Origin of the sequence: Brucella gallinifaecis, from assembly GCF_006476605.1 — a bacterium.
Lineage (GTDB): Bacteria > Pseudomonadota > Alphaproteobacteria > Rhizobiales > Rhizobiaceae > Brucella > Brucella gallinifaecis.
Window position 1 is genome coordinate 104,993 of the sequence record NZ_ML636802.1, and the last position, 24,873, is coordinate 129,865.

Genomic DNA, 24,873 nt, shown 5'->3' on the forward strand with positions numbered 1-24,873 from the left:
GCCTTGAAAAGGTTCAATCGCCACACGGGCTTACCCCAATCACGATGAGTATGACTCATCCAGATTGGGTATAAGTCTCTCAAAACTGGTTCGGACACTGACAGAAAGTTCACTGATATGATGTTCAACACGCTTAATATCTGGCAATTCAGCCGCGCGGCAAAGAAGATCAATCATTCCGGGAATGAACTCTTCACGCGCCGCGTCACTGCCCAGACAGAGCCGAATGGTCTGACTGAGATTAGTGTAGAAACGATGCGCCTGAACGAGATCATCAATCGTCTTCGGATCGGCAAATGAAGGATCAAGACTGGCCAGAACCTCCTCCGTTGCCAGAGGGCGCGGCTGCTTTGTCACTTTTCCAGTAAGAACGGCAAATTGTGCGATAAATTCCAGATCAATAATACCGCCGGGCTTAAGCTTGAAGTCCCAGTCGTCACGCGGCGGCTTTTCCTCATAGATCAGATTGCGCATTTCACGAACATCTCCGGCGATGCTCGCGCTGTCAGATTTGCTCGATAAAACATCGTCAATTTCACCTTTAATGAAATTCACAAATCCCGCATCGCCATGGATTGGACGTGCGCGTGTCAGGGCCATATGCTCCCATGTCCATGCTTCACTGCGCTGATATTTGCCAAAAGATTCGATATGGGTCGCAACCGGACCTTTATTGCCGGATGGACGCAAACGCATATCAACTTCATAAAGAACGCCTTCAGCGGTCGGAGCAGACAGGGCTGCAATCAGACGCTGCGTGAGGCGAATATAATATTGCGAAGGCGCCAGCGGCTTTTCGCCATCAGAATAATCCGTATCCTTATCATGGTCATAGAGCAGGATCAGATCGACGTCAGAACCTGCTGTCAGTTCCCGGCTGCCCAGTTTACCCATGGCAAGCAATGCAACTTTCGCACCTTTCACCTTACCATGGCGGCGTTGCAATTCAGATTCCACCGCCTCAAATGCCTTGCCGATCATCAGTTCAGCCAGATCGGAAAAGGCACGCCCTGCCCGCACGCCATCAATCGCGCTGGTGAGCAAACGAATACCAATCAGAAAACGATGCTCGGCTGCGAAGATGCGCAGGCGATCAAGCACCTCCTCATAATCGCTGGCCGAACCCAAAAATGCATGCAAACGCTCTTCGAGATAATTTCGTGTCGGCATTTCCGAAAAAATTGCCGGATCAAGCAACCCGTCAAAAACATGCGGATTGCGGGTAATCACTTCCGCAAGCCGTGGCGCCGCACTCATGATCATTACGAGAAGATTGAGAAGACGCGGATTGGATTGGAGCAGACTGAAAAGCTGAATGCCGGAAGGCAGCCCCTGCAGAAAAGCATCGAAACGCAACAGCGATTCATCGGCGCGTTTTGTTTCGGCAAAAGCTTGTAAAAGAGCTGGCGTGAGTTCCGTCAGACGCTCCCGTGCCTCTGCGGATTGCGTGGCACGATAACGGCCAAAATGCCATATACGGATGACACGGCATATATCGCTGGGACGCTCATAGCCCATAGAGGCAAGTGTTTCCAATGTGCCCGGATCATCCACATCACCTGTGAAAACCAGATTTCCACTCGATGAGCCAAGCTCCGGGGCCTGCTCGAAAAGTGCTGCATAATGCTTTTCGACAATCTTGAGGGTCGACAGAAATATATCGGAAAACTCTGCCGGATCGCTGTAACCCATCATATGCGCAACACGGGCAAAGCCCTCATCGTCTTCCGGCAGAATATGGGTTTGCTCGTCGGCAATCATCTGGATGCGATGCTCAACATCACGCAGAAAATAATATTCCTTAGCGAGGGCGTCCCGGGCCTTTTGCGTGATCCAGCCGCGTTCGGCAAGCCTTGCCAGCATGGGCACAGTCTGATTGCCGCGCAATTCAGGAAAGCGACCGCCGGCAATCAATTGCTGTGTCTGCACGAAAAATTCAATCTCGCGGATGCCGCCACGACCAAGCTTCACATTATGCCCGCGAACCGCAATATCGCCGTGACCTTTATGGGCGTGTATCTGACGTTTGATCGAATGCACATCAGCAATTGCCGCATAATCAAGATATTTGCGCCAGACATAGGGCGCCAGTTCTGCCAGCACTTGCAGGCCGGATTCGCGATCACCCGCCACCGGACGCGCCTTGATCATCGCGGCGCGTTCCCAGTTCTGGCCACGCCCTTCATAATAATGAAGGGCCGCGCCAACAGGAATCGCCAATGGCGTTGATCCCGGATCAGGCCGCAAACGCAAATCAACACGGAAGACATATCCGTCAGCCGTGCGATCTTGCAAAATACGTACAAGACGCCGTGTCAATCGTGAGAATAGATCAACACGTTCATAGGGATCAATGATTGCCGGACGCTCGGAATCAATAAAAACAATGAGGTCAATATCGGAGGAATAATTCAGCTCGCGGGCACCGAACTTGCCCATGCCAAGCACGATCCAGCCGCTTTCTTTTTCGGGATTGTTGCGATCCGAAAGCTTGATCTTGCCTGCGCTATCGGCCTCGCGAAGCAGAAAACGGATAGCAGCACCAGTGCAGGCCTCTGCAAGATCAGTGAGCCAGCCGGTTGTCGCTTCAGTATTAAAAATCCGGGCCAGATCACAAAGTGCGATCAGCACATGCGCTGCACGTTTATGCTGGCGCAGGCTGGCCATTAAAGCTGCTTCACTAATGCCCTCTTCTATTCCTGAACTGGAAATCTGCGCAAGCAGATCGTTAAGCGCCATTTCAGGTGGGCTGGATATAATCCGCTCAAGGATGGCTGGGTTGCGGATCAGCGACTCGCGGATGAAGGGAGAAAGGTCGAGAACCGCCGACAAAAAGCTCTGCACTTTTTCATTGTGCAAAAGCTCCACAACAAGGCTCAGTTCTTCGCTCTGCGCCCGCTCCCGAAGATCGGCCAGATAGAAGCGTGCTCTCTCAAGATGAAGAGGCGTCAGCCCACAAAGGTTTCGATCAAAAAAAAGTGCCTTTGCGTCGTCAGTTGCCATGATCCCTCAGCATATTAGCATTAAATTAGTCATCTTTGAGCAAAGGGAACTCTAATACGGCGCGTAAGCCCGGCCCATTGTCTTCCAGACGAAGAGCGCCACCGTGCAATTTCATCACCGCCTTGGCAAGGCTTAAACCAAGTCCCGATCCCGGCTGTGTACGGCTTTCCTCTAAACGGACAAACCGCTCGGTTGCTTGTTCGCGTTTGTCTTCCGGTATACCCGGACCATTATCAGCAACAACAATGCGCACCCAATGCTGATCACGCTCCATCGAAAGGGTCACGGCGGCAACGTTCTCACTGCTCAGCGCATATTTGATTGCATTATCAACGAGATTGGAAACCGTCTGTCCAACAAGTTCACGATTAATCCTCAGAGGTACATCATCCAGCGCAGCAAGCGTCAACTGAACACCTGCGTCTTCGGCGACAGGTTCATACATTTCAGCCACATCACGGACAATCGGAGCGACAGGCATCTCGTCGAGGTTTTCTGACGAATAGCCGGCTTCAAGGCGGGAAATCATCAATATGGCGCTGAATGTGCGGATCAGTTGATCAGATTCGCCAATAATATCTTCAAGCGCCGCGCGATATTCTGGTCCGGCTTTCTTGCCCGACAAAGCTTCTTCAGCACGATTGCGAAGGCGGGTCAGCGGGGTCTTGAGATCATGGGCAATATTGTCTGAAACCTGTTTCAAACCTTCATTCAGCTCAAGAATACGCCCAAGCATGACATTGAGATTGCCCGACAAACGATCAAACTCATCACCTGAACCATTAACCGGCAGGCGCCCTGTCAGATCGCCATCCATAATGCGCTGCGATGCGCGTGACATATCGTCAATACGCTTGAGTGCACGACGGCCAACAAAGAACCAGATCAAAAGAGCGCCAACACCCATGATGCCAAGCGCCAGCATCAGCGAGCTTCTGACAAGATCACGGAAGCGTTCCGGCTCACCAAGATCGCGCCCCACCAGAAGGCGCATACTGTTAGGCAGCGCAATCACCACGGCAATGGCACGATGCTCGGTCTCAGTTCCCTGTTCGCCGTAGCGACGATATTTGAACGCCCGTTCAACAATCCCGTCCGTGTCCAGCACGCCCGGTTCAACACCCTCGACATTGCCAGACAAGATACGCCCTGACGGATCAGCCACCAGATAGAGATAAGCGCCCGGCTGCCGCGAACGATAAGCAATTGTGCGCACAAGCTGAGGTATGCCGCCACGGGCATAGGCCTTGCCAATGCTGGCGACTTCCTCGCCCAGCGCTTCCTGCGTCTGGCTATTGATAATGGAGGCGGAAAGGTTGGTCATATAAAAGACCAGAGCCACGGCTCCGACCGCAAACAACAGCAGATAGAGCGCCGAAAGACGCGCCGCAGTGGTGCGCATGAGCGCAGAAAAACGGCTCATCCGTCCACCTTGGCGCTTGCAGCAGCTTTGGATTTTGCGGCTTTGAGCATATAGCCCGCGCCCCGTACGGTATGCAGAAGTGGGCCGTCAAAGCCCTTTTCAATTTTCGAGCGCAAGCGCGAAATATGCACGTCAATCACATTTGTCTGCGGATCAAAGTGATAATCCCAGACATTTTCCAGCAGCATCGTACGGGTGACAACCTGCCCTGCATGACGCATTAGATATTCAAGCAAACGAAATTCGCGTGGCTGGAGGGTGATATCCACATTCTGTCTGCGTGCGGTATGTGCGAGACGATCCAGTTCCAGATCACCCACACGATAAATCGTATCGGCCTCGCGCGGGCTTGAACGGCGCTGCAAAACTTCGACACGTGCCAGCAGTTCAGAAAATGCATAGGGTTTGGTGAGATAATCGTCCCCACCAGCACGCAGACCCGTCACACGATCATCGACTTCGCCAAGGGCGGACAGGATAAGAACCGGGGTTTCCATGCCTTTTGCACGCAAGCCCGCAACAACCGAAAGTCCATCGCGCTTTGGCAGCATGCGATCAACCACCAGCACATCATAATTGCCATGTTCCGCAAGCGCGTAACCGGTCTCGCCATCACCCGCAATATCAGCATTATGGCCAGCCTCGCTAAAGGCCTTCTCAAGATAGCGAGCCGCTTCGCGGTCATCTTCAATAACGAGAATTTTCATGGCTCTACCCCAAAGCAAGCGACGATGATTGTAAAAACAATAAGTTGTCAGGGAAAATGAAGCAATGGCAGGCGGATTGTCCGCCTGCCATTTTGTTTCAAAACGCTAGGGTCAGGACCCATTAATCAAAAGCTTTCGCCTTATTCCTGATCAATCGGTAGCGCTACAAAACGGCTCTGATCATCATTCTGGAGCTGTAGCAGCACAGCCTTGCGGCCAGCCTTGGCTGCTTCGGCAATTGCCTTGTCGATATCTTTTGCACTGTTGACGACCTGATTGTTTACACTCACGATCGTTTCACCAGTACGAATACCACGCTCAGCTGCATCGCTATCAGGATCGACATTGGTGATCACAACACCGTCCCCATCCTCAGACGGTGTGACAGTCAGGCCATAAGAGTCGAGTGTCTCACCCTGCTCTGTATCACCGGAGCCGGACTTGCCTTTGTCGGCCTTGCCCAGATCCTGCGGCATTGCACCGATCGTGATATCAATCTCCTGAGCCTTGCCCTTGCGCCATACGGTCAGGGCAGCTTTTTCACCCGGTACGATATTGGCAACTTTACGAGCCAGATCACGTGGATCCTGAACAGTTTCACCATTCACCGCTGTAATCACATCACCCGCCTTGATGCCGGCTTTTACAGCAGGGCCATCAGCCTGAGGTGACGAAACAAGCGCACCCTTTTCCTCGGCCAGTCCGAGCGAAGCAGCAATATCCTTGTTAACCGGCTGAATCTGCACACCAATCCAACCACGTTCGACCGAGCCTTTCTCAATCAGCTGGTCAACAACCTGCTTGGCAGTCGATGCCGGAATTGCAAAGGCAATACCCACACTGCCACCCGAAGGCGAGAAAATTGCAGTATTGATGCCGATAACTTCACCCGATAGATCAAAGGCCGGACCGCCAGAATTGCCCTTGTTCACAGCAGCATCAATCTGGATAAAATCATCGTAAGGACCGGCGCCAATGTCGCGACCACGCGCCGAAACAATACCAGAGGTTACAGTACCGCCAAGACCAAATGGATTACCAACAGCAACAACCCAGTCACCAACGCGGATTTTGTTGTCATCGCCAAGTTTCACATAGGTAAACTTCTGCTTTGGATCATTAATCTTGAGCACCGCAAGATCAGTGCGCGGATCAGTACCAATCAGCTTTGCATCGAGTTCTGTTCCGTCATCAAGCACAACGCTGTAAGCATCGCCATCGGCAACGACGTGATTGTTGGTAACAAGATAACCGTCTTCAGAGATGAAGAAGCCGGAGCCCTGTGCGAAAGGACGTTCATGACCGGGGCGAGCCTTTGAACCTTTTCCACGACGACCTTCAGGGCGTGCATCACCACGCGGTTCCATACCGAAATCACGGAAGAAACGCTTCAGAGGATGTCCGTCCGGCAACTGATCAAAACCCGGAGGGGTCATCGTTTGCGAACCGCGGCTATCAGCTTCCTGCACGTCTTTCTTGACACGGACACTGACAACAGCAGGACGCACTTTTTCAACAAGATCGGCAAAGCCTGCCTGCTGTGGTGCAGTTACGCTCACCGCATCGGCACGAGCATTTTCCATAACACCGAGTGGACCGGTTGCGACAAACGCACCGGCAAGTGCTGCGGACAGCGCTATTGCTGCAACGCTCTTACGATACTTCGAGGTAATGATCTTCGACATCTGGCTCTCCTTACAAGAAGCGATCCGGGACTGGTCCTCTGGGGCGGCACCGACCCTGTTAATCTGTTATGATGTTAAGATAGTCAGCGCTACCTTACCGCTCAATTTCCAGAAAATGAAAGTTTTGTAAGGTTTGGGAATTGGTTGAGTGCTTATTTATCGTCCAGAAGGCGGGAAAGCTCGGCTTTTTCATGCTCGGACAACGGCTTTTGCACTTCCTTGATGCTGCTGCGCCTGCGAAAAGCAATGATTAAAGCAATAGCACCCAATAGAAGCACGACGACAGGGAAACCCCAAAGTATTGCTGTTTGCGTATTAAAACGTGGTGTAAGAAGAACAAACTCGCCATAGCGATCGACAATAAAATCAACGACCTGCTTATCTGAATCACCCGCTGTCAGACGTTCACGCACCAGAATACGCAGATCACGCGCCAGTTCAGCATTGGAATCATTAATTGATTCGTTCTGGCAGACCATGCAGCGAAGCTCTGCCGAGATTTGACGCGCGCGCTTTTCAAGCTGCGGATCAGGCAGGATTTCATCCGGATTGACAGCGAATGCGAGTGATCCCTGAAATGCTATAAAGAGAATCAGGAAAAACGCAGCTATCTTTTTGCCAGGCATCATATGGCAGCCCCCGCTTGTTTCGCTGAGCGCTTTCGCGCCTTTGAAGGGGCTCCAACACGCAAACGACGATCAGCAAGCGAAAAGATTGCGCCAATCATCATGATCAACGCACCATACCAGATGAGCGTCACATGCGGTTTCCACCAGACACGAACAACAATTGAACCATCACCCGTTTCATCGCCAAGGGCAACATAGACCTGACTGAACCATAGCGTTCTGATGCCAGATTCTGTCGTTGGCATCTGCCGGGCCGGAAAAAAGCGCTTTGACGGCTCGATCACTCCCATTTCGCGGCCTCCAGAATCGATCAGCATGAAAGTCCCGCGACTTTCAGTGAAATTTGATCCGGTCAGTGGGCGCAAACCATTAAAACGCAATGAATAATCTGCTGCTTTTGTGGTATCGCCCGGGCGCATGACAAGAACATTTTCGGTACCATAAGTGGTTACGCTGACAATGCCAAGAAGCGTCACACCAAGGCCTATATGTGCAAGCGCAGTTCCAAAAACCGAACGTGGAAGACCTTTGAAACGGGACAGCGCTTTAAGCACTGACACTTTGCCAATACCAGCTTTCAGCCACAGATCAGTAAGGCTTCCAGCAATCAGCCAGACAGCAAGACCAATACCCATGGCAGCCAGTACAGAGTGGGAGTTACTCTGCCACAAAACGAAACCTATCGTGATAAGAGCCAGCGCAAAAGCCGTCATCAGCCTTTGGGCGACGCCATAAAGATCACCGCGTTTCCATGCCAGTAAAGGCCCGAATGGAACTGCAAAAAGCAGTGGGATCATCAGCGGACCAAAAGTCATGTTGAAGAAAGGCGCACCAACAGAAATCTTTTCGCCCGTCAGAACTTCGAGCAACAATGGGTAAAGCGTACCGATGAGAACCGTTGCAGCAGCGGTTGTAAGAAACAGGTTGTTAAAAACCAATGCACCTTCACGCGATATTGGCTGAAACAACCCGCCCGATGACAGGCTTTGAACGCGCAAGGCAAAGAGCGACAGCGAACCACCGATAAAAATTGCGAGAATGGCAAGGATGAAAAGACCGCGCCCCGGATCGGTTGCGAAACTGTGCACTGAAGTCAACACACCGGAGCGCACGAGGAAAGTCCCGAGCAGGGAGAGCGAAAACGTCAGTATCGCCAGTAATACTGTCCAGATCTTAAGCGCCGAGCGCTTTTCCATAACGATTGCCGAGTGCAGCAAAGCTGTTCCAACCAGCCATGGCATGAAGGAAGCATTCTCAACCGGATCCCAGAACCACCAGCCACCCCATCCAAGCTCGTAATAGGCCCAGTAAGAACCCATCGCGATGCCGCCGGTCAAAAACATCCATGCGACCAGCGCCCATGGGCGAACCCAGCGTGCCCAGGCCGCATCAAGCCGTCCTTCGATAAGGGCTGCAACAGCAAAGGAGAAACAGACTGAAAAACCGACATAGCCGAGATAAAGCAGCGGCGGATGGATCGCGAGACCAATATCCTGCAAAATCGGATTAAGATCAGAACCTTCTATTGGTGCCGGCAGAATGCGTGTGAAAGGATTGGATGTAAAAATGATAAATGCCAGAAATGCCGTTCCAATCCAGCCCTGAACACCCAGAACATTCGCCCGCAGAGTTTCCGGCAGATTAGCGGAAAAAGCTGCAACAAGTGCGCTGAAAAAGCTTAGAATCAACACCCACAAAAGCATGGAGCCTTCATGATTGCCCCATACGCCGGTGATCTTGTAGAGCATCGGCTTTTGCGAATGGGAATTTTCGACCACATTCAGAACCGAAAAATCCGACACCACATAGGCAAATGTCAGGACCACAAAGGAAAAAGCAATGAGCGCAAAAACCGCCAGAGTGGTGGGCACTGCAACGCCCATAAGCTGCATATCCCTGCGCTGCGCACCAACGACAGGCACAACAGACTGAACCACGGACAATGCCAGCGCCAGAACAAGCGCAAAATGACCTATCTCAACATTCATAGGTTTTTCCAGTTCCCATCATTCACCTTCCCACACACCCTTCTTTTTCAGGCTGTCGGCAAGATCCTTCGGGACATAATTTTCATCATGCTTGGCAAGAACATTATCAGCGCGAAAAATACCATCGGGTTCAAAGCGACCTTCCGCAACGACCCCTTGTCCTTCTCTGAACAGATCAGGCACAATACCTTCAAACACAACTTTCACGGTCTTGATCGTATCTGTGACGGTGAATCGAATTTCACTGCCCTCTCGCACAACCGAACCTTCCTCAACGAGACCGCCAAGTCTAAACCGGGCACCGGATGTCATTTCCTGTGCGGTGAGGTCGGCAGGGGTTCGGAAAAAGCGAATGTCCTGATTGAAAGCCATCAGCATCAATCCAACAGCAACTGACAATACGACCAATGCGCCAGCAATCAGCATCAGCCGCTTTCGCTTCCTTCGGCTAACGGTGCGGGCCAGATTGCCTGCCGGTTTTATATTGCGCCTGTTGTTTTCTGCAGTCGCACTCATTGTTTTGCGCTCCCTGCTTCCAATCCCAGCCCTGAGGCAAAATTTTTCAACTCTGTCCGCTTTTCAACATCCAATGCCGCGATACCACGTTTCAACGCATCAAGAGCTGCCTCACGGCGATCAAGGATCATATAAGAGCGCACAAGGCGTTTCCAGCCTTCAAGATTCTGAGCATTTTCACGCAGGCTTTCATCAAGGCGCTCAACCATGCCTTCAATCATAGCCTGACGGTCTTCCCGGCTCATTGAGGCTGCGGCATCGACGTCATCACTTGTCGGACCCTTAACGGGTGACTGTGGCGCAGTATCATTGTCTTGAATACGCGCAATTGTCTGTTCAACCTGCATGCGCCACGGTGCGTCTGCCGGCGCATTATCAAGAAGTGTCTGCAATCGTTTTACGGCAGCGTGAGAGTTACCATCCTGCAACTGTGCTTGTGCAAGATAATATTGCGGACGTATATCATCAGGCTGCAAAGCGGCCGCTTTGTTAAAAAGATCTTCCGCTTCCGCAGTGATCGGACCACCCGACACTGTGATCAAAGCTTCGCCAAGACCAAGAACACGCGAGAAATTTTCGCCTTCAAGCCGGATCGACGAACGATAGGCATTGGCCGCATCGCGCCCACGCCCCATACGCTGATAAATTGGCGCCAATACATCCCATCCACGCGCATCATCGGGATTTTGCGCCAAATGCTTTTCAGCCCGTGCGACCAGTTCATCAAGCGAACTGCTTTGAGGACTATTCGCCAATCGTTCAGCCAGCGGCATTGACGGGACGCCAGGCGCTCCGAAGATTGGATAAATGCCCCAGGCAATCAAAGGGACAGCCAAAACAGAAACAAGAGCCAATATACGCGCTGAAGGCCCTTTTTTTAAACCTGCCTTCATCCCGGAGCTGTCTTTCTCAGCATTGAGAATACGACGCGAAATTTCAATCCGTGCCTGCTCGGCGCTTGGCGCATCAATCATGCCACGGGCGGCGTCAGCATCGACTTCCCGCAACTGGTCGCGATAGACTTCCAGATCATTTTTTTCAGGAGGCAAAAAATCCTGCTTGTTCCGTACAAGCGGCAATAAAACAATCATTATAGCTGCAACTGTCAGCAGCGCGGCAATCAACCAAAAATCCATGAATGTGATTTAATCGCAGCCAACATAAAAACCAACTCGAACTGTGTCGAATCCGGTTGGCTAGGGCAATTCGCCGCAAATCGACAATCACCCGACTGCGCTTTCTTATGAAATGATCAAGCAATAAAAAACCATATGCAGTTTGCGCGGCAGCAAATAACGACTTGTAAATTTCACAACAGTTCTATGTCAGCGGTGTCCAGCTTCCATCCGCATTGCGGCAGGCAGTGCCACGAACAGTGTGAGGTGCACCCGCTATCACAAAACTATGCGTATATTGACGGCAATTCTGCGAGCCAACCTGATAGGGCTGTGCTGCGCTCACATCACCCGATGTCGATCCACCACCGCTCCATGAAACGGTTTTGCCTGCTGGCGAATATTCAAGGGCGCGATACTCTGCTTCAAGCGCTTTTCTGCGATCGCCCATTGTCAACTGTCCCGCCGAAGACCCAAGCAAACCATTTCCAAGAGACGCAAGAAGATCAGGACGTGTTTCTGCTTTTGAGGAAAGGCCTCCAAGCGAAGTCAGCCCAGTCCCCTTGCTGCTGCCGGAGGTTCCACAAGCAGACAGCGCAAGCGCAACTGAAACAAGCAAAAACGGAACGGAAAACCTGGAAACCATCATCATAACAAGCCGACCTTAATAAATATGAGCATGCATATTATCGCAAAATGCAGCCGTTACTCTAACCTTGTAGTTAGGCTTTATGCAAAAACAACCATCAATCTTCAGTCAGCGGCAACACAACGCGCACGGCAAGCCCACCCATATTGCTTTTTCCAAGATGCAGGCTGCCACCATATTCGCGCACAGTATCCTGAACAATCGATAAACCAAGTCCTGTACCCGGTTTGGTTTCATCGACGCGATTGCCCCGCTTCAGCGCCGCTTCAATCTTGTCTGGCGCCAGCCCCGGACCATCATCTTCAATCAGGATTTCAAACTGTCGTTTGCCGTCTGCCGCCGATCGAAGAAGGATTTTTATACGCCTGCGCCCCCACTTAGCCGCATTTTCCAAAAGATTTCCGACAATTTCTTCCAGATCTTCTTTTTCGCCAGCAAATACGGCACCCGGAAGAAGATTTCTGAAGTTGATATTGAAGGAAGGATTGAGTTTGACCGTTACCCGTTCCATCCGTTCCAGAACGGGAGTGACCGGTGTTCTGAAGACAACACTGTCACGTTGCGCTGCAATGCGTGCCCGTTGCAGGTAATGCTGTATTTGCACCTGCATGGATTCGCTTTGTTCAAGAACAACGCGCCCCTGCTCCCCTCCCATGCTCCGCGCTTCATTGACGAGAACCGAAAGTGGCGTTTTGAGAGAATGCGCAAGATTGCCAACCTGTGTACGCGAGCGCTCAACAATACGACGATTATTCTCAATCAGGGCATTCATCTCTTTGGCAAGCGGGGCAATTTCAATCGGTAAGGATGTGTCGAGTCTAGCTGAACGGCCTTCGCGAATATCTGTAAGTGCCAGACGCACCTTGTCGAGTGGGCGCAAACCGAACAGGATAATAGCAGCATTGATGAAAACACTGCCCAGCCCAAAAATCGCAAGATAGAAAGCAAGTTTTCTACGAAAGTCAGAGATTTCTCTCATCACTTCGCTCAGATTACCCATTACACGAAAACGCGCTACACGATTGTCATTATCCAGAACGACTTCCGTTTCGACAATATAGAGCTCTTCACCATTGAGTCCCGGCAAGGTGTAGCTGCGCATGAATGAGCTGTCGAAAGGGACCTGCGATAGCGGGATTTCCGGAACAACACGTCCAACAGACGACAGGGATTGCAGCTTGCCACTCACATTGTCCGAAATGGGATCGACCGACCAGTACCAGCCAGAAAGCGGACTGGAATAACGCAACTCACCCAATTCAGGCCGACCTTGAAGGATGCCATCCGTTGTTATGCTCACTGCACCGACAAGGCTGAACAGATGAGCCGTCAGCAGTCGTTCAAAATTATTACGCGCCGCATCGCCATAAAGGGTGCTGATCAGTGTGGCTACAACCACAAGCGCTAAAATAACCCAGAGCGTCGACAGGGTAACGACGCGTATTGCCAGCGAACGCAAAGGGGGGAAAATGCGGAGCAGTTTCAGTTCCCGCTCCCTTTCAAATCTCCCTGTCCGTCAGACCGGATACGATAGCCCATACCGCGTACGGTTTCGATCAGATCGACGCCCATCTTCTTGCGCAGGCGACCGACAAAAACTTCAATTGTATTGGAATCACGATCAAAATCCTGATCGTAAAGATGCTCCACCAGTTCCGTGCGGGACACAACCTCATCCATATGATGCATCAGATAGGAGAGCAGCCTGTACTCATGCGAGGTCAGCTTGAGTGCTACACCGTCCACGCTGGCCCTGGAGGTCTTTGTATCAAGATGCAATGAACCACATATGAGTTCAGACGATGCATGTCCTGCCGCACGGCGTATCAATGCACGCAACCGCGCCATGACCTCTTCTATATGGAAAGGTTTTGCAACATAATCATCTGCACCGGCATCAATACCGGCAACCTTATCACTCCAGCGATCACGCGCAGTCAGCATAAGCACAGGCATGGCCCGACCGTCACGCCGCCAGCGCTCCACAACGCTGATACCATCCATCAATGGCAAACCAATATCGAGAATCACCGCATCATAGGGTTCAGTGTCGCCCAGATGATGGCCTTCTTCACCATCAAAAGCACTATCCACGACATAGCCTGCGGCAGCCATCGCATCCGAAAGCTGCCTGTTAAGGTCTTTGTCGTCCTCAACGATCAGGATACGCAAGCCATGTTTCCTTGCTTGTTACTGTAGCAAATCCGCTTATTGTGCCGGAACAGCCACTTCAACACGACGCGGGCGTTCACCATCGCGCCCCGGCACAAGCACCACAACAACGCATACGGCACGGCCATTCTGCGTTGATGGCGTTGACTTTGCCAATTGACCACCCTGAGAGGCAGCCACTCGTTCACCAATGGCCGCACAATCAGCAGCCGCAGCAACCAGAAAGCTTGACTTCTGCGGTGATGCAATTGGCAGAGCACCGGCGCTGACCGGCAACAGACCGATGCTTGCGGCCAGAAGCGCGAAAATTTTAAGAGCAGGGTTCTGTTTCATCATGTCCCTTATATAGCGCCTGTCAGCTGAACAATGCATGAATGATACACTCCGCTGAGGGACACAAAGGAATTTAGGCCCATAAAACAGCACAAATCCATATAGCTGGACCAGCACCATTTAAACTATTGTTTTTACGCATAATATTATCCGGAACATCCGTCAATATTCCGACATCAGGCGTATTTCACACCATTGCTATCACGGTTTGTAAAATTATGAAATGCGTGAAGTTGCCCCTATGCGGCCCAAAATAGTAACAAGGCCGGCAATTGCGGTGGCAAGTTGCAGCAATACATCAGTCATTGCACCGGAATCGACTGTTTCACTCACAAGGCCAAAGGCACCAGCCAGCGACAGAAACAAGGCAACCAACCCAGCCCAAACCGTTCGAGAGAGATACCAGGCTTTATCATCAGTCATTATATGTCCTCTTAACTTAAAAATTGCTCTCAATCGGGATTGAGGTAAAATCGCCCACCCCGACCCTTGCGCTCAGCATTGCAATCCGAATTTCAAAATCGCTGTTTCCCACTTCAGAAAATCGTATGGTACCCGGATATGTCCAGGCTGCCGTGAATACCTCAGCCGTCCTGAGCAAGACGCCTGCCTGCCAGACTTCCACGCGATAATTTTCGCTGTCCTCGCCAAGCGGAATATCTGCCCCCATCCAGCTATCAGCATCAACACGCCCTCGCCTGATCCAGTTGAGCAACAAATCACCATTGCCGCGCCGCTCGACCTTCACATGCACAGGGCTTAGGGGCCTTAATGCCTGCAAGCCACCAATCGCTTGAACCGTATCGAAATATTCATCTGAAAACGATTTGCCAGCAGCACCGATACGCCAGTTAAGCTCCAGTCCTATTTCAGATAGCTGCAAACCAACGCTCTGCACGCCACCATCAAACAATATGAATGGCGTTCCTGCTGGCTTTTCAAGCCATGCCGCGGGTTCTGTTCCAAGCTGACCACGCAACAGACCGCTTAACCGCCATTGATTTGATCCGGTTTCATGAGCTTCAAGAAACTGGATCACTTCCCATTTTTCATCGGGAGATTTCATCATGGCCATATTCGCACCATTGAGGATCTGGGCGAGCGGCCTTGATTGCAACTCACCCGAATAAAGCGTCAATTCTATCATCTGCGCATTGATCAAACGTCCGCTCGGACCACTTGCCAGCGGAGCGCTCAGCTCGCCCATTACAGCCCGTTCAGCAATGAGGCTGCGCTCTGCAAAGCCATCATCCATGGGAGATGCATAAGCCATCACACCGCGCCACGGTCTGGCATAAGCGGCAACACGGAACTGGCCGGCCGGGTCTTCTGCACCCGGCCACAATGGCAGATCAACAAGATGGAAAACAGGCTTCATATCCGAAACCGGCTCACCCGGAGGCAGTTTAGGCGTCTCTCCCCGGTCAGCAAAGACAATATTGGGGGCAAGCGCCACGGCCTTGACTGCACGCACTTCCCCGTCTTCCACAGTCGAAACAACGTAATCACGTGCACCACCAAGCATATCAAGCCGCACCCGGTCGCCGACATGAAGGGCAGCTTCAGACCATGGCAGTGAAAAACTTGCCGTACGGCGCTCGGCATAACGACGTGCCAGCCATGCTTCCGCAAGGGCGCTTGCCTGCCCCGGCTCCATAGAACCGGACAGGCTGAGACTTTCCGTACCCTGCCCTTTATCGCGCCGCACCGATGCACCCGCCACCTGAAAATCCCGCAGCGGATCGTTACAGAAAATCTCGGCTACAGAAGGCAAATCGCCCTGATCATCCAATATGGCTGTCAGCGCGTCTCCATCCTGAGGCTCAACAAGTGTGATTGCTACATCAAGTGCAGGCGATGCCCGTGCGATACTCCGAAATACAAATTTACCGGCCTGTTCAAAACCATGCACCCCGAAAACATTCATCAAGGGTTCCAGCACGCCACGCGCCGTGGACGGCTCTGAAATGACAAAACCAGTCAAATGCCCGTCAGCGCCCGAACAATCCGCTTGCGGCAACCCGTAATCAGCAAGAATTGCTGCAATCAATTCATCAAGCGCTATACCACTGATACGACCATTGAGCCAATGACCAAGCCGCCAGTTGGGTGTATCACCCCATATATCACCTTTCAGAGGAAACTCTGGAAACGGTCTTGTATCCCATGACCAGAGATAGATGCGCTCCATGTCGAGCATCGGCCCGCCATAGACGGACGAAACCGGATTATGCTGTGGCCAATATTGATAATGCGCCCGCAAAAACCGATCCATCGCAATGTCGGAGCGCGAACCATTGGAAAAATAAGGTGTCGCGTTTTCCGATGATTTCGGATCAGGAAACACATTTGGCTGGTTTGGCCCTTTATCGACTGCCGGACAGCCAAGTTCGGTAAACCATACGGGTTTTGCCTGCGGCACCCACATGGTTGGCACGTCCACTTCCATGCCATCGATACGGTTATAATGCGGATTGCTCCACCATGAGCGGATGTCCTTATAGCGATAGACCCAGGGCTTAGCGGCCGTTCCATCGGTAATCGGTGTACGATTTCGTGCCTCCCGATCTTCGTGACTTGCATAATACCAATCAAAGCCCTCGCCAGCTTCAATGTTACGGCTCAGACCATCAAGATCATAAGCTCCTTCAAAACCGTCCGGGTTGCCGCCCTCAAGATCATCATCACGCCAGTCGGCAAGCGGCATATAATTGTCGATACCAATGGCATCGATTGCCGGATGTGCCCATAATGGATCAAGGTTGAAGAAGAAATCGCCGCTACCGTCCTGCGCCTGATAACCAGAATATTCGCTCCAATCCGCGCCGTAACTTATGCGGCAGTCTGGCCCCAGTCTGGTGCGCATTTCGGCAGCTAGTGCACAAAGATGCGTGACAAAGGGGAAACCATCGCGACTTTCGCGAATACTGGTCAGGCCGCGCAGTTCAGAACCCAGCAGGAATGCATCAACCCCACCCGCCTGCTGGCTCAGACTTGCGCAGTGATTCAAAAAACGCCTGTAACCCCATGTTCCATTGACAAAAGCTTCAACCTGATTGGCCGCTTCCTCCGTCTTGTCGGGCGAGCCAGCAACACCAATGGCAGGATGACAGGTAATACGCCCGCGCCATGGATAAACAGATTGCCCTATTCCGCCATAGGGTGAGGGCAGCTGATTATCAGCCGCAACATCCATCATGATGAACGGATAAAGCGTTACCTTCAATCCACGCGATCTGGCATCACGAATTGCGTCAATCACACTCTTATCAGACGGTGTACCACCATAGGCGGCCCCCTCGCCGCTGGTTGAAATCAGATGCGCCACGCTGCGTGTAACGTTTTCAACCTTCCATGTCTGGTTAGAGAACACAGAACCCCGATGTGTAACACCCGGTCTGATCTGACATGACCCGGCACGCAGATCATTACCAAACCATGGCAGAACGATTGCCACACTCTTAAGTTGTGGACACAATGCCTGCAGCTCGTCCATCGCGACTGTCCAGTCGCTGCGTCCACGTTTTGCGTTGCGATTTAGTTTTTGCCGCAATCCTAAAAAAAAGCCATCCGCAACAGGCGTCGGGGACAGGCCAAATTCTGTCGAGCCTGGAATAAGTGCGATTGCACGGACATCCTGCGCGACTTGCCCGACAGGGCGCAACACTTCAAATTGAAACAGCGGCAGCCGATTGCCGTAAGTATCGAGCGGAAGGCGCTCAAATACCACATAGGCCGTTCCACGATAGGCAGGGGCATTGCCTGTCCCTTGCTTGGCTTCGATCAGCGGATCAGGCTGCTGCGTATTCGTGCCATGATAAATACGCATTTCAACTTCAGTAAGATCAAGCTCCTGCCCGTCTGCCCAGACGCGCCGGATTCCTGCAATGGCACCTTCGGCAACTGCATAGGCAACATTGCCAAAATAGCTGTAGGATGTCACTTTCGGGCCACCCTTGCCGCCCTGACGTTCGGTTGTTTTCTTTTCTTCAAAGCGCGTCGCCCAGATCAGCGTGCCGGAAACTCGTGCCGTGCCGTAGACAAAAGGCAATGCGGCCCCTTCTTCGGCGCTTGCAACACGGCCACTGTTCAGTCGCGCCCCTTCCATGTGACGGGTGGAATTGATGATAGCCGTATCAACGGCATAACCGCCCATGGCACCCAGCCCCGCACCAATAGCCGCACCGACAGGGCCAAAAATACCACCTACGGCAGCGCCCACCGCCTGCAGAACAACAGTCGCCATTGCTTAACCTTTTGTTTCAGGGAAAATAAAAATTCCGGCAATACGCTTGCGCCACTGGGGCACCAGAGCAGAGGCCATCACACAATGCCCCTCATAGGCATGGATAAACCGGTTCTCACGCGCCATAATGCCGAGATGTTTGGCAGCAACATCTGATCGCCAGCGAAAGATCAGCAGATCGCCCGGTTGTGGCTCATTCTCTTTACGTTGCTGCATATGTCTTGAAGCTGCTTCCAGCAGCGGTTCACCCAAAGCTGCTTCCGCCCAATCAGGCGCATAGACAGCAGGCGTTTCCGGCTCTCCACCATAAAGTCTGCGCCAGATACCGCGCACCAGACCAAGACAATCACAGCTTATGCCGCGGGTAGATGCACCATGCCGATAGGGTGTGCCGATCCAGCTTTCAGCTTCGGTCAAAATCCTGTCGGCAATATTGATGGGATTGGCTATCATGGAACCAGCGCACTCCCATCATATTCATTACCGGAACTGACATAGGCAAAGGCGGCATCATTGCCCGGGAGATGCGGGAAACCGCGAAAATTCGTGCCATTGGCAAACTTTGCCTTACAGGTAGCAAAGCTTTTGTCGCATCCTGCAACAAGACGAAAACTATCACCCGGCCTTGCGGTCAATACCGGCGATTCTGTGAGGCTCAGACTATTGCCGCTCTGTGCAACAACATGCACCGATCTGCCCAGATTATCCCCGCTTGTCCATGTCAGCAGACCAAGCGAAAACCAGCCACTGGCAAATCCATCCAAGCCGGTGACACTCAGCATGGAACCAGCAGCACGCGTCACGGAACCATCTGCAAAAAATCGCGGATCACTGGTGTTAACACCACAGCGCTGATCACCCAGAACAGCGTCGCACTGGCGCAAAACACGCCTTCCACAGACAGAATCAAAGGCAGCCGCAGCACCTTTCAGTTCCATTACAAAACGGCCGTCTGTGCGCGTTATCGCTCCCACCGTCCAGCGCCGCAAAAGCATATGCTGGTCCGGCCTGTTCCAGTTGACGAGATAGGTTTCGACCCTTGCCCCATCAAAGCGCCCCTGCTCGATATCGGTCTCGCTGATACGCGAAGACGACAACACGCCCTCGACATCGCCGCCCGCAATTGCCAGACCAAGCGTTGTCGAGGCTTCACTGCTGTTAAGACCGGTCAGGGGTTCGCAGGAAATACCATCAAGATCAAGCGTCCGGTCATGATCCGTAAAACCCATGACAATCTGATCTGAACGCCTGATAAGCCATGCAAAACAATGGGTTGTCACTTCGCCTTTCAGATGTGATTCAAGTTGTGGCGGAACCGGGATCATGCCTTGACCTCAATGATGGGAATGGAAGGAATTTCACCCGCCCGAAATGATGCAATGCTGGCAGTCAGGCGGTCTGTGTCAAAACGAACCGGCACATCAAACAGGAAACCAGCCGTCACCAGGGCACCCTCGGCAGGCACATAATCCGGGCTGAAAGAAACAATGCCCGTGGCATGATCGAGCGTATAAGCCTCGCCCTCGCTCAACCTGATCGCGTTAACCCCAATGAGCACAGATCCCACGACAGGACGGGTGATCGGGCGGCTATAATTTTCATAATGTTTGACAAGCTGAAATTGCATTGTGGAACCATCACCGGTTCCAATAGGCTGATCATTATGGGAGGGTGCAGCTGTTCCGTTCACCGATGAAAAATCAAATGGATCGGAGAAGCGGAATGTATGCAGCGATCCGCGCCGTGCTTCGAAAAAGGCAAGCACAGCTTTCAGATCGTCCAGCGAGCGCAAACCTGTTCCGGCATCAAAATGCCTGCGCGAATGCGCCCAGCGTGCATTGCGCTTTTCCATGCCTGATATGAGCGTGACAATTTCGTTGCGCCATTCCGGCCCACTCGTTGCTCCAAAAGAAACGCCCAGCGGAAAACGGACATCGTGAAAAGCTTCCATCTCACATCCTCCGGGCGCCGCGGCGCACCGCACCCGCGAGCATGGTGGAAAGCTGCGCTTCTGATTTTCGGAAGGAGGATGCATCAGGCGAGGTCATGTTGAACACGACCTGAACCGGCTTGACCCCATTGCCACCGGTGGCCACGCCAAGCCTGCCATCGGCACCACGCGCCAAAGGCAGGATCGCTTCGGCTCCCGCCTCGCCCGTCAGCCCCAGCGAGCCATTGCCCATGCCAAAGTAAGTCGGGCTTGAAACCACACCACCCTTGGCGAAAGGCATGATACCGCGAAGGCCACCAAGCATGTTTGTCATCAGCGACGAGCCAAGATTTTGTAACGGTTGCAGCCCGGCGGAAAGGGCCGAACCTGCCAGACTGCTGGCAAGTCCGCGCAGCACATCTTCCAGTCCCTTACCGGACACGACTGCACTTTTAAGGGCAGTCGTCAGACTTGTTCCAAAGCTCGACGAACGCTTTTCAAGGTCGATCAGAGCGCGGTCAAACGCGCTCGTATCCGCCTCGACGGAAACGGTTACAGTTTCATCTGTCATATAAAATCACCTGTCGGGAAAGGCATGCATCAGCGCATCGAGTGTCATGCGTGAAGGAGCATTGATGTTCTGCGAAACGGGTCCGAGAACGGCGCCAAGTTCGCGCGGGGTCATTGCCCAGAAGTCTCTTGAAGAAAGCCGCAGCAGACCAAATCCTGCACGCATGACCTCGTCCCACGGGAAAGGCTGACGTGAAGAAGATGATTCAACTGCGGCACTCAAGGGTTTGAAGAAGAATCGCTTTCTTCCGTTCCAAATGTTGCGCTCAGCAGTGCTGAAACAATGCGTGCATAGCCGCTTGCCCCCCCGTCTGCACGCATTTCAGCCACATCTTCAAACGACACATTATGCCCGCCGCCATGAAGACCCGCACAGATGATGCGTTGCATATCGAAAGCCGAAAGCTTGCCACCAGAAAAGCGTGCAATCAGGTCGGAAAGATTGTCTGCTTCAAAAGCAGATTCAAGCTGCGCCAATGCACCAAGCGTCAGACACAGTGTCCAGTCGCGACCATCGAGTTTTGCCGCAACCTCACCACGATGGCGATTAACCATCATAGCGCTTCTCCAAAAGTAATCAGCCCTGCGGATTCAAGGGCAATTTCAAATGTCACCTCGCCATCATGATTGCCACCATATTCCAGAGCGACAATCTGAAACGCTCCAGTGATTGTCCCAAAATCCGGCAATACAATCTGCCATTCGCGGATTTCACCATTAAAAAAAATGCTGCGGATCACTGCATCCGAAATTGCATCCTTGAAAATGCCCGATCCGCTGAGCGAAGCACGCTGAACACCACTGCCTGCCAGCAATTGTCGCCAGCGGCCTGCTGCATCTGCATCCGTCACATCGACAGTTTCTGCATTGAAAGCAATACGTTTGGTCCGCAGGCCAGCGCAGGTTTCAAACTGCCCGGTGCCATGCGCAATTTTCAGCAAGATATCCTTGCCGCGTTGAGCTGTCATATTTTGCTCCTGGCTCTATCTTTTTGTTTTACGCACATCCCGAAAACCGGTTCCCACTTTTCGGGATGTGCTCTAGTTTGCCGGTTCGGTCACAGCACGATAGCGCATGGTGCCGAGATAGCTGCCGAAGCCGTCTGTGTTTCGCGCCAGAACTTCGCTCAGCATAAGATTGACGACGCTATGCCCATCCAGATCGAGCGGTTGCTCATCAAGCCGTGTCGCGATGCGTCCGGCAATATCAAGCACGCGCTTGCGCCCGGCTTCACGCGCCCATATCTGGATATTGAGGAAATGCTCGCCGCCCGGTTCGGTGGCCGTATTCCATTCCTTGCTCAATGTCTCGCCAAGCGTGACATAAGGAAAAGCTGTGTTTGGTGGCACATGATCATAAACATGCTTGCCACCAAGCTCATCAATGAGTTGTTCGTCGTTCTTCAAAGCCTCATAAAGTGCTTTCTGCAATGCTGCTGCGCCATTCTTCATTTCTAACCCCGCTTGAATTTTCACTTTCACTGCGGGCATTCAGTTGCCCGGTGGAAATGTCTTCCCGCACAGCGATTTGCCTGAACCGCAATGCGCGTATGAGACCTTCAAAAGTCAGTTTCATCGCAATATTCACCGCCCTTCCTCCATGGCCAGACAGATCAGATACCGCCCACGTTCATCCGCATCATGGACCGCACGCAGTAAAAACACGCGTCCGCCTTTGCGAAAACGCTTGTCAGATGAAATATCGTCTCGATAGCGCACCAGAATGCGGTGGGTTATTTCCGGGCGTGGCCTGATCCCAAAATCCCGCTGAGCGGTGGACACAGGTTCAATGCGCCCCCAGAGCGTCGCAATTTCTGACCATGTCTTGCGATAGCCGCCCATGCCATCAGCAACCGGCTGCATGGCTTCCAGGGCCAGCTCTGAAGTGAGCTGCCCCGGATCAATAAACAGAATATTGTTCATAGAGATACACGTCGCCAGCTATCAACCATCTGCCCGACCATTGGCGGCAGGTCTGCCTGTCGTTGATCAAGGCCAGCACGATTTTCATAGAGATGGGCTGTCAGGGTCAATATTGCCTGTTTTAACGCATCCGGCACTTCAACGCCGGTTTCACCAAAGCCCGCTATGAAGTCGACTTCAAGGCCGCAAAATGTCTGGGCATCCGGGTATTGTGCCATATAGACACGCTGCGGACGACGACCATGCTGCAGCATGAACTCTTCCGGTTCCATGCTGATTGCACTTCCGTCAGGTCGATAGGCGACTACAGCCGTCACAGCTTTCACCGGATATTTGAAAAGGGCCAGACGACCAGAACGTGGCCAGCGATCAACGCGCAGACGCCATGTCTGATCAATCAGCGCCAGACCCGTTTCCGCTTCGACAAGTTCACGTGCCGTCTTGATAATACGGTGTAAAATCTCATCTTCACTTTCAGTGGAAATTCTTAAAAATGCGCGTGCATCAGCAATCGTCACCGGCTCCAGCACCGGCGGCGTGACAAGAAACATTGTCATTTTTTTCCCCTTAAAATAACTCTCAAATCAGATAGTTATGCATGGAACCCCAGAAAGAGATTCAACGCGTTTGCACATTGAATCTAGCTGCCAAAACCGGCAGGTAGATTTTGCTGAGAGCGCATCCTCAAAAGATGCACTTTCATAAGAAAATCAGGCTGCAAACTTCAGAAGCTTGATTGCATCAAAATCCTGCACACCACCGCCCACACGCTTGGTGGTGTAGAAAAGCACATAGGGCTTTGCAGAATATGGATCACGCAACACACGCACGCCGATGCGATCCACCACGAGATAACCGCGTTCAAAATCACCAAAGGCAATCGGCGTTGAATCCGCAGCAATGTCTGGCATATGTTCGGCTTCAACCAGACCAAAGCCCATCAATGATGCCTTTTCACCAACCGATGAAGGTGGCTGCCAGAGATAGTTTCCGTCAGCATCCTTGAGCTTACGCAGCACACTCTGCGTCTTGCGGTTCATCACGAAACTGGCGTTCTGGCGATACCCGGCCTTCAATGCATAAATGAGTTCGATGAGCTTGTCGGATGGATCGGATGCAGGCAATGCGCCCTCAACACCCGTTTCAATATGGCCGATCTTGCCCCATTCCCAGCTTGCATCTTCAACAGTGCTGTAGCTCAGAAAACCCATCGGCTTGTTCAGACCATTGCCGGTGATAAAGGCCTCGCCTTCCTGCTCGGCAAAGGCTGCTTCCACCTCTTCAGCAATCCACTGCTCAACATTTACGGCTGCATCATCAAGCAGCGAAGAAGTGGCCGCTGGCATCGCGTAGATTTCCATGGTTGGAAACTGAAGCTCAGCCAGTTTTGCCGATTCCGTCTGTGGACGTGCAGCAGTTTCGCCAACCCAGCCTGTTGCCGGACCACTGACCGAAAACGGCTTTTTCAGCACCGCACCCGATACCTGACGCACACTGGAAATGCCGCGGATGGGCGAGAGGACAGCCAGACGGCGACCAATTTCGGTTTCAAGCTCCGCCGGCACCAGATAGCCGCCATCAGGACCAGATGCATAGGAATGCGCCTTTTGTTCAACACCACGCAATGCCTGTTCATCGCCACGGCGAACATAGCCATCAAAGGCCTGCTTGTGCTCCAGATTTTCAACTGGTGAGCCTTTTCCGAGCGGTGGACGCGCATTTTTCAGAACATATTGATCCAGCGCCTGTTTCTGTTCATCAAGTGCAAGATTGATGCGATCAACCTTGTCACGCAACAGCACATCGACATCGGCACTTTTTTCAACCTTTTTCAAACGCTCATCATTGGCTTCACGAAAAGCCGAAAAAGCGGTCATAAACTCATCAAAGGCTTCCGACACATCGCCGTTATTGCCCAGTTTTGAATTAAGCGCCTTCGTTTCCACGCTCTTGGTTTCGAGCGGGATTGCATGATTTTTTTCCAT

General features: G+C 52.3%; 25 protein-coding genes. All 25 read right to left on the bottom strand.

The window, feature by feature from the left end:
• Nucleotides 1-39 precede the first annotated feature (39 nt).
• The 25 genes from FHY56_RS05095 to FHY56_RS05215 all read right to left on the bottom strand — a co-directional run bounded on the left by FHY56_RS05095 (nucleotide 40) and on the right by FHY56_RS05215 (nucleotide 24,873).
• Entirely contained in the window at nucleotides 40-3,003 is a 2,964-nt protein-coding gene (locus FHY56_RS05095; RefSeq protein WP_140904100.1) for a bifunctional [glutamine synthetase] adenylyltransferase/[glutamine synthetase]-adenylyl-L-tyrosine phosphorylase, read from the bottom strand.
• Nucleotides 3,004-3,028: 25 nt separating this feature from the next.
• Nucleotides 3,029-4,426 carry a sensor histidine kinase gene (locus FHY56_RS05100; RefSeq protein WP_140904101.1) on the bottom strand — a complete coding sequence of 466 codons (1,398 nt, stop codon included), beginning with the start codon at nucleotides 4,424-4,426 and terminating at the stop codon, nucleotides 3,029-3,031.
• Entirely contained in the window at nucleotides 4,423-5,133 is a 711-nt protein-coding gene (locus FHY56_RS05105; RefSeq protein WP_140904102.1) for a response regulator transcription factor, read from the bottom strand. Before FHY56_RS05105 ends, FHY56_RS05100 begins: the two co-directional genes overlap by 4 nt.
• Before the next feature lie 140 nt (nucleotides 5,134-5,273).
• A complete protein-coding gene (locus FHY56_RS05110; protein ID WP_140904103.1) occupies nucleotides 5,274-6,818 on the bottom strand; it encodes a Do family serine endopeptidase in 1,545 nt (514 codons plus the stop codon).
• Between the two features lie 152 nt (nucleotides 6,819-6,970).
• Nucleotides 6,971-7,447 (bottom strand): cytochrome c-type biogenesis protein, encoded by a 477-nt coding sequence (locus tag FHY56_RS05115; RefSeq protein ID WP_140904104.1) that lies wholly within the window; start codon nucleotides 7,445-7,447, stop codon nucleotides 6,971-6,973.
• Entirely contained in the window at nucleotides 7,444-9,435 is a 1,992-nt protein-coding gene (locus FHY56_RS05120; RefSeq protein WP_140904105.1) for a heme lyase CcmF/NrfE family subunit, read from the bottom strand. The genes FHY56_RS05115 and FHY56_RS05120 overlap by 4 nt, the downstream gene beginning before the upstream one ends.
• 18 nt (nucleotides 9,436-9,453) lie before the next feature.
• Entirely contained in the window at nucleotides 9,454-9,951 is a 498-nt protein-coding gene (gene ccmE, locus FHY56_RS05125) for a cytochrome c maturation protein CcmE (RefSeq protein WP_140904106.1), read from the bottom strand.
• Entirely contained in the window at nucleotides 9,948-11,087 is a 1,140-nt protein-coding gene (gene ccmI / locus FHY56_RS05130; RefSeq protein WP_140904107.1) for a c-type cytochrome biogenesis protein CcmI, read from the bottom strand. The genes ccmE and ccmI overlap by 4 nt, the downstream gene beginning before the upstream one ends.
• A 184-nt stretch (nucleotides 11,088-11,271) precedes the next feature.
• A complete protein-coding gene (locus FHY56_RS05135; protein WP_140904108.1) occupies nucleotides 11,272-11,718 on the bottom strand; it encodes a hypothetical protein in 447 nt (148 codons plus the stop codon).
• 94 nt (nucleotides 11,719-11,812) lie between these two features.
• Nucleotides 11,813-13,144 (bottom strand): ATP-binding protein, encoded by a 1,332-nt coding sequence (locus tag FHY56_RS05140; protein ID WP_140904359.1) that lies wholly within the window; start codon nucleotides 13,142-13,144, stop codon nucleotides 11,813-11,815.
• A 53-nt stretch (nucleotides 13,145-13,197) separates the two neighbouring features.
• On the bottom strand, nucleotides 13,198-13,887 hold the full coding sequence (locus FHY56_RS05145) for a response regulator transcription factor (RefSeq protein WP_140904109.1): 690 nt from the start codon (nucleotides 13,885-13,887) through the stop codon (nucleotides 13,198-13,200).
• Nucleotides 13,888-13,923: 36 nt separating this feature from the next.
• The gene (locus FHY56_RS05150; RefSeq protein WP_140904360.1) at nucleotides 13,924-14,220 is read right to left on the bottom strand and encodes a hypothetical protein; all 297 of its coding nucleotides are present in this window, start codon (nucleotides 14,218-14,220) and stop codon (nucleotides 13,924-13,926) included.
• 216 nt (nucleotides 14,221-14,436) lie between these two features.
• Nucleotides 14,437-14,643, bottom strand: coding sequence for a hypothetical protein (locus FHY56_RS05155; protein WP_140904110.1), 207 nt, complete (start codon nucleotides 14,641-14,643; stop codon nucleotides 14,437-14,439).
• A 16-nt stretch (nucleotides 14,644-14,659) separates the two neighbouring features.
• A complete protein-coding gene (locus tag FHY56_RS05160) occupies nucleotides 14,660-18,466 on the bottom strand; it encodes a baseplate multidomain protein megatron (protein WP_140904111.1) in 3,807 nt (1,268 codons plus the stop codon).
• A 3-nt stretch (nucleotides 18,467-18,469) separates the two neighbouring features.
• Nucleotides 18,470-18,919, bottom strand: a complete 450-nt coding sequence (locus tag FHY56_RS05165) for a C40 family peptidase (protein WP_376889477.1) — start codon at nucleotides 18,917-18,919, stop codon at nucleotides 18,470-18,472.
• Nucleotides 18,916-19,791 carry a DUF2163 domain-containing protein gene (locus FHY56_RS05170; RefSeq protein WP_140904112.1) on the bottom strand — a complete coding sequence of 292 codons (876 nt, stop codon included), beginning with the start codon at nucleotides 19,789-19,791 and terminating at the stop codon, nucleotides 18,916-18,918. The genes FHY56_RS05165 and FHY56_RS05170 overlap by 4 nt, the downstream gene beginning before the upstream one ends.
• Nucleotides 19,788-20,417, bottom strand: coding sequence for a DUF2460 domain-containing protein (locus FHY56_RS05175; protein WP_140904113.1), 630 nt, complete (start codon nucleotides 20,415-20,417; stop codon nucleotides 19,788-19,790). The genes FHY56_RS05170 and FHY56_RS05175 overlap by 4 nt, the downstream gene beginning before the upstream one ends.
• A gap of 1 nt (nucleotide 20,418) precedes the next feature.
• Nucleotides 20,419-20,967: a phage tail tape measure protein gene (locus tag FHY56_RS05180; protein WP_140904114.1), complete on the bottom strand. Its 549-nt coding sequence runs from the start codon at nucleotides 20,965-20,967 to the stop codon at nucleotides 20,419-20,421.
• A gap of 6 nt (nucleotides 20,968-20,973) precedes the next feature.
• Nucleotides 20,974-21,189 (bottom strand): rcc01693 family protein, encoded by a 216-nt coding sequence (locus FHY56_RS05185; RefSeq protein WP_140904115.1) that lies wholly within the window; start codon nucleotides 21,187-21,189, stop codon nucleotides 20,974-20,976.
• Nucleotides 21,186-21,524 carry a gene transfer agent family protein gene (locus FHY56_RS05190; protein WP_140904116.1) on the bottom strand — a complete coding sequence of 113 codons (339 nt, stop codon included), beginning with the start codon at nucleotides 21,522-21,524 and terminating at the stop codon, nucleotides 21,186-21,188. Before FHY56_RS05190 ends, FHY56_RS05185 begins: the two co-directional genes overlap by 4 nt.
• Complete coding sequence (locus FHY56_RS05195; protein ID WP_140904117.1) at nucleotides 21,521-21,934, bottom strand: phage major tail protein, TP901-1 family; 414 nt, start codon at nucleotides 21,932-21,934, stop codon at nucleotides 21,521-21,523. Before FHY56_RS05195 ends, FHY56_RS05190 begins: the two co-directional genes overlap by 4 nt.
• Before the next feature lie 72 nt (nucleotides 21,935-22,006).
• Nucleotides 22,007-22,417 (bottom strand): DUF3168 domain-containing protein, encoded by a 411-nt coding sequence (locus FHY56_RS05200; RefSeq protein ID WP_140904118.1) that lies wholly within the window; start codon nucleotides 22,415-22,417, stop codon nucleotides 22,007-22,009.
• Nucleotides 22,418-22,549: 132 nt separating this feature from the next.
• Nucleotides 22,550-22,888 (bottom strand): phage head closure protein, encoded by a 339-nt coding sequence (locus FHY56_RS05205; protein WP_140904119.1) that lies wholly within the window; start codon nucleotides 22,886-22,888, stop codon nucleotides 22,550-22,552.
• A complete protein-coding gene (locus FHY56_RS05210) occupies nucleotides 22,885-23,445 on the bottom strand; it encodes a head-tail connector protein (protein ID WP_140904120.1) in 561 nt (186 codons plus the stop codon). Before FHY56_RS05210 ends, FHY56_RS05205 begins: the two co-directional genes overlap by 4 nt.
• A gap of 153 nt (nucleotides 23,446-23,598) precedes the next feature.
• On the bottom strand, nucleotides 23,599-24,873 hold the full coding sequence (locus FHY56_RS05215; protein ID WP_140904121.1) for a phage major capsid protein: 1,275 nt from the start codon (nucleotides 24,871-24,873) through the stop codon (nucleotides 23,599-23,601).

Excerpts from the sequence above, each read along its gene's own strand:
- ccmI (WP_140904107.1), bottom strand. The coding sequence starts at position 11,087 with ATGGATTTTTGGTTGATTGCCGCGCTGCTGACAGTTGCAGCTATAATG.
- FHY56_RS05160 (WP_140904111.1), bottom strand. The coding sequence starts at position 18,466 with ATGGCGACTGTTGTTCTGCAGGCGGTGGGCGCTGCCGTAGGTGGTATT.
- FHY56_RS05205 (WP_140904119.1), bottom strand. The coding sequence starts at position 22,888 with ATGAACAATATTCTGTTTATTGATCCGGGGCAGCTCACTTCAGAGCTG.
- FHY56_RS05095 (WP_140904100.1), bottom strand. The coding sequence starts at position 3,003 with ATGGCAACTGACGACGCAAAGGCACTTTTTTTTGATCGAAACCTTTGT.
- FHY56_RS05200 (WP_140904118.1), bottom strand. The coding sequence starts at position 22,417 with ATGAAGAATGGCGCAGCAGCATTGCAGAAAGCACTTTATGAGGCTTTG.
- FHY56_RS05150 (WP_140904360.1), bottom strand. The coding sequence starts at position 14,220 with ATGAAACAGAACCCTGCTCTTAAAATTTTCGCGCTTCTGGCCGCAAGC.
- FHY56_RS05180 (WP_140904114.1), bottom strand. The coding sequence starts at position 20,967 with ATGACAGATGAAACTGTAACCGTTTCCGTCGAGGCGGATACGAGCGCG.
- FHY56_RS05210 (WP_140904120.1), bottom strand. The coding sequence starts at position 23,445 with ATGACAATGTTTCTTGTCACGCCGCCGGTGCTGGAGCCGGTGACGATT.
- FHY56_RS05100 (WP_140904101.1), bottom strand. The coding sequence starts at position 4,426 with ATGAGCCGTTTTTCTGCGCTCATGCGCACCACTGCGGCGCGTCTTTCG.
- FHY56_RS05165 (WP_376889477.1), bottom strand. The coding sequence starts at position 18,919 with ATGATAGCCAATCCCATCAATATTGCCGACAGGATTTTGACCGAAGCT.
- FHY56_RS05195 (WP_140904117.1), bottom strand. The coding sequence starts at position 21,934 with ATGACAGCTCAACGCGGCAAGGATATCTTGCTGAAAATTGCGCATGGC.
- FHY56_RS05135 (WP_140904108.1), bottom strand. The coding sequence starts at position 11,718 with ATGATGATGGTTTCCAGGTTTTCCGTTCCGTTTTTGCTTGTTTCAGTT.
- FHY56_RS05105 (WP_140904102.1), bottom strand. The coding sequence starts at position 5,133 with ATGAAAATTCTCGTTATTGAAGATGACCGCGAAGCGGCTCGCTATCTT.
- FHY56_RS05115 (WP_140904104.1), bottom strand. The coding sequence starts at position 7,447 with ATGATGCCTGGCAAAAAGATAGCTGCGTTTTTCCTGATTCTCTTTATA.
- ccmE (WP_140904106.1), bottom strand. The coding sequence starts at position 9,951 with ATGAGTGCGACTGCAGAAAACAACAGGCGCAATATAAAACCGGCAGGC.
- FHY56_RS05215 (WP_140904121.1), bottom strand. The coding sequence starts at position 24,873 with ATGGAAAAAAATCATGCAATCCCGCTCGAAACCAAGAGCGTGGAAACG.
- FHY56_RS05175 (WP_140904113.1), bottom strand. The coding sequence starts at position 20,417 with ATGGAAGCTTTTCACGATGTCCGTTTTCCGCTGGGCGTTTCTTTTGGA.
- FHY56_RS05190 (WP_140904116.1), bottom strand. The coding sequence starts at position 21,524 with ATGATGGTTAATCGCCATCGTGGTGAGGTTGCGGCAAAACTCGATGGT.
- FHY56_RS05170 (WP_140904112.1), bottom strand. The coding sequence starts at position 19,791 with ATGATCCCGGTTCCGCCACAACTTGAATCACATCTGAAAGGCGAAGTG.
- FHY56_RS05120 (WP_140904105.1), bottom strand. The coding sequence starts at position 9,435 with ATGAATGTTGAGATAGGTCATTTTGCGCTTGTTCTGGCGCTGGCATTG.
- FHY56_RS05110 (WP_140904103.1), bottom strand. The coding sequence starts at position 6,818 with ATGTCGAAGATCATTACCTCGAAGTATCGTAAGAGCGTTGCAGCAATA.
- FHY56_RS05155 (WP_140904110.1), bottom strand. The coding sequence starts at position 14,643 with ATGACTGATGATAAAGCCTGGTATCTCTCTCGAACGGTTTGGGCTGGG.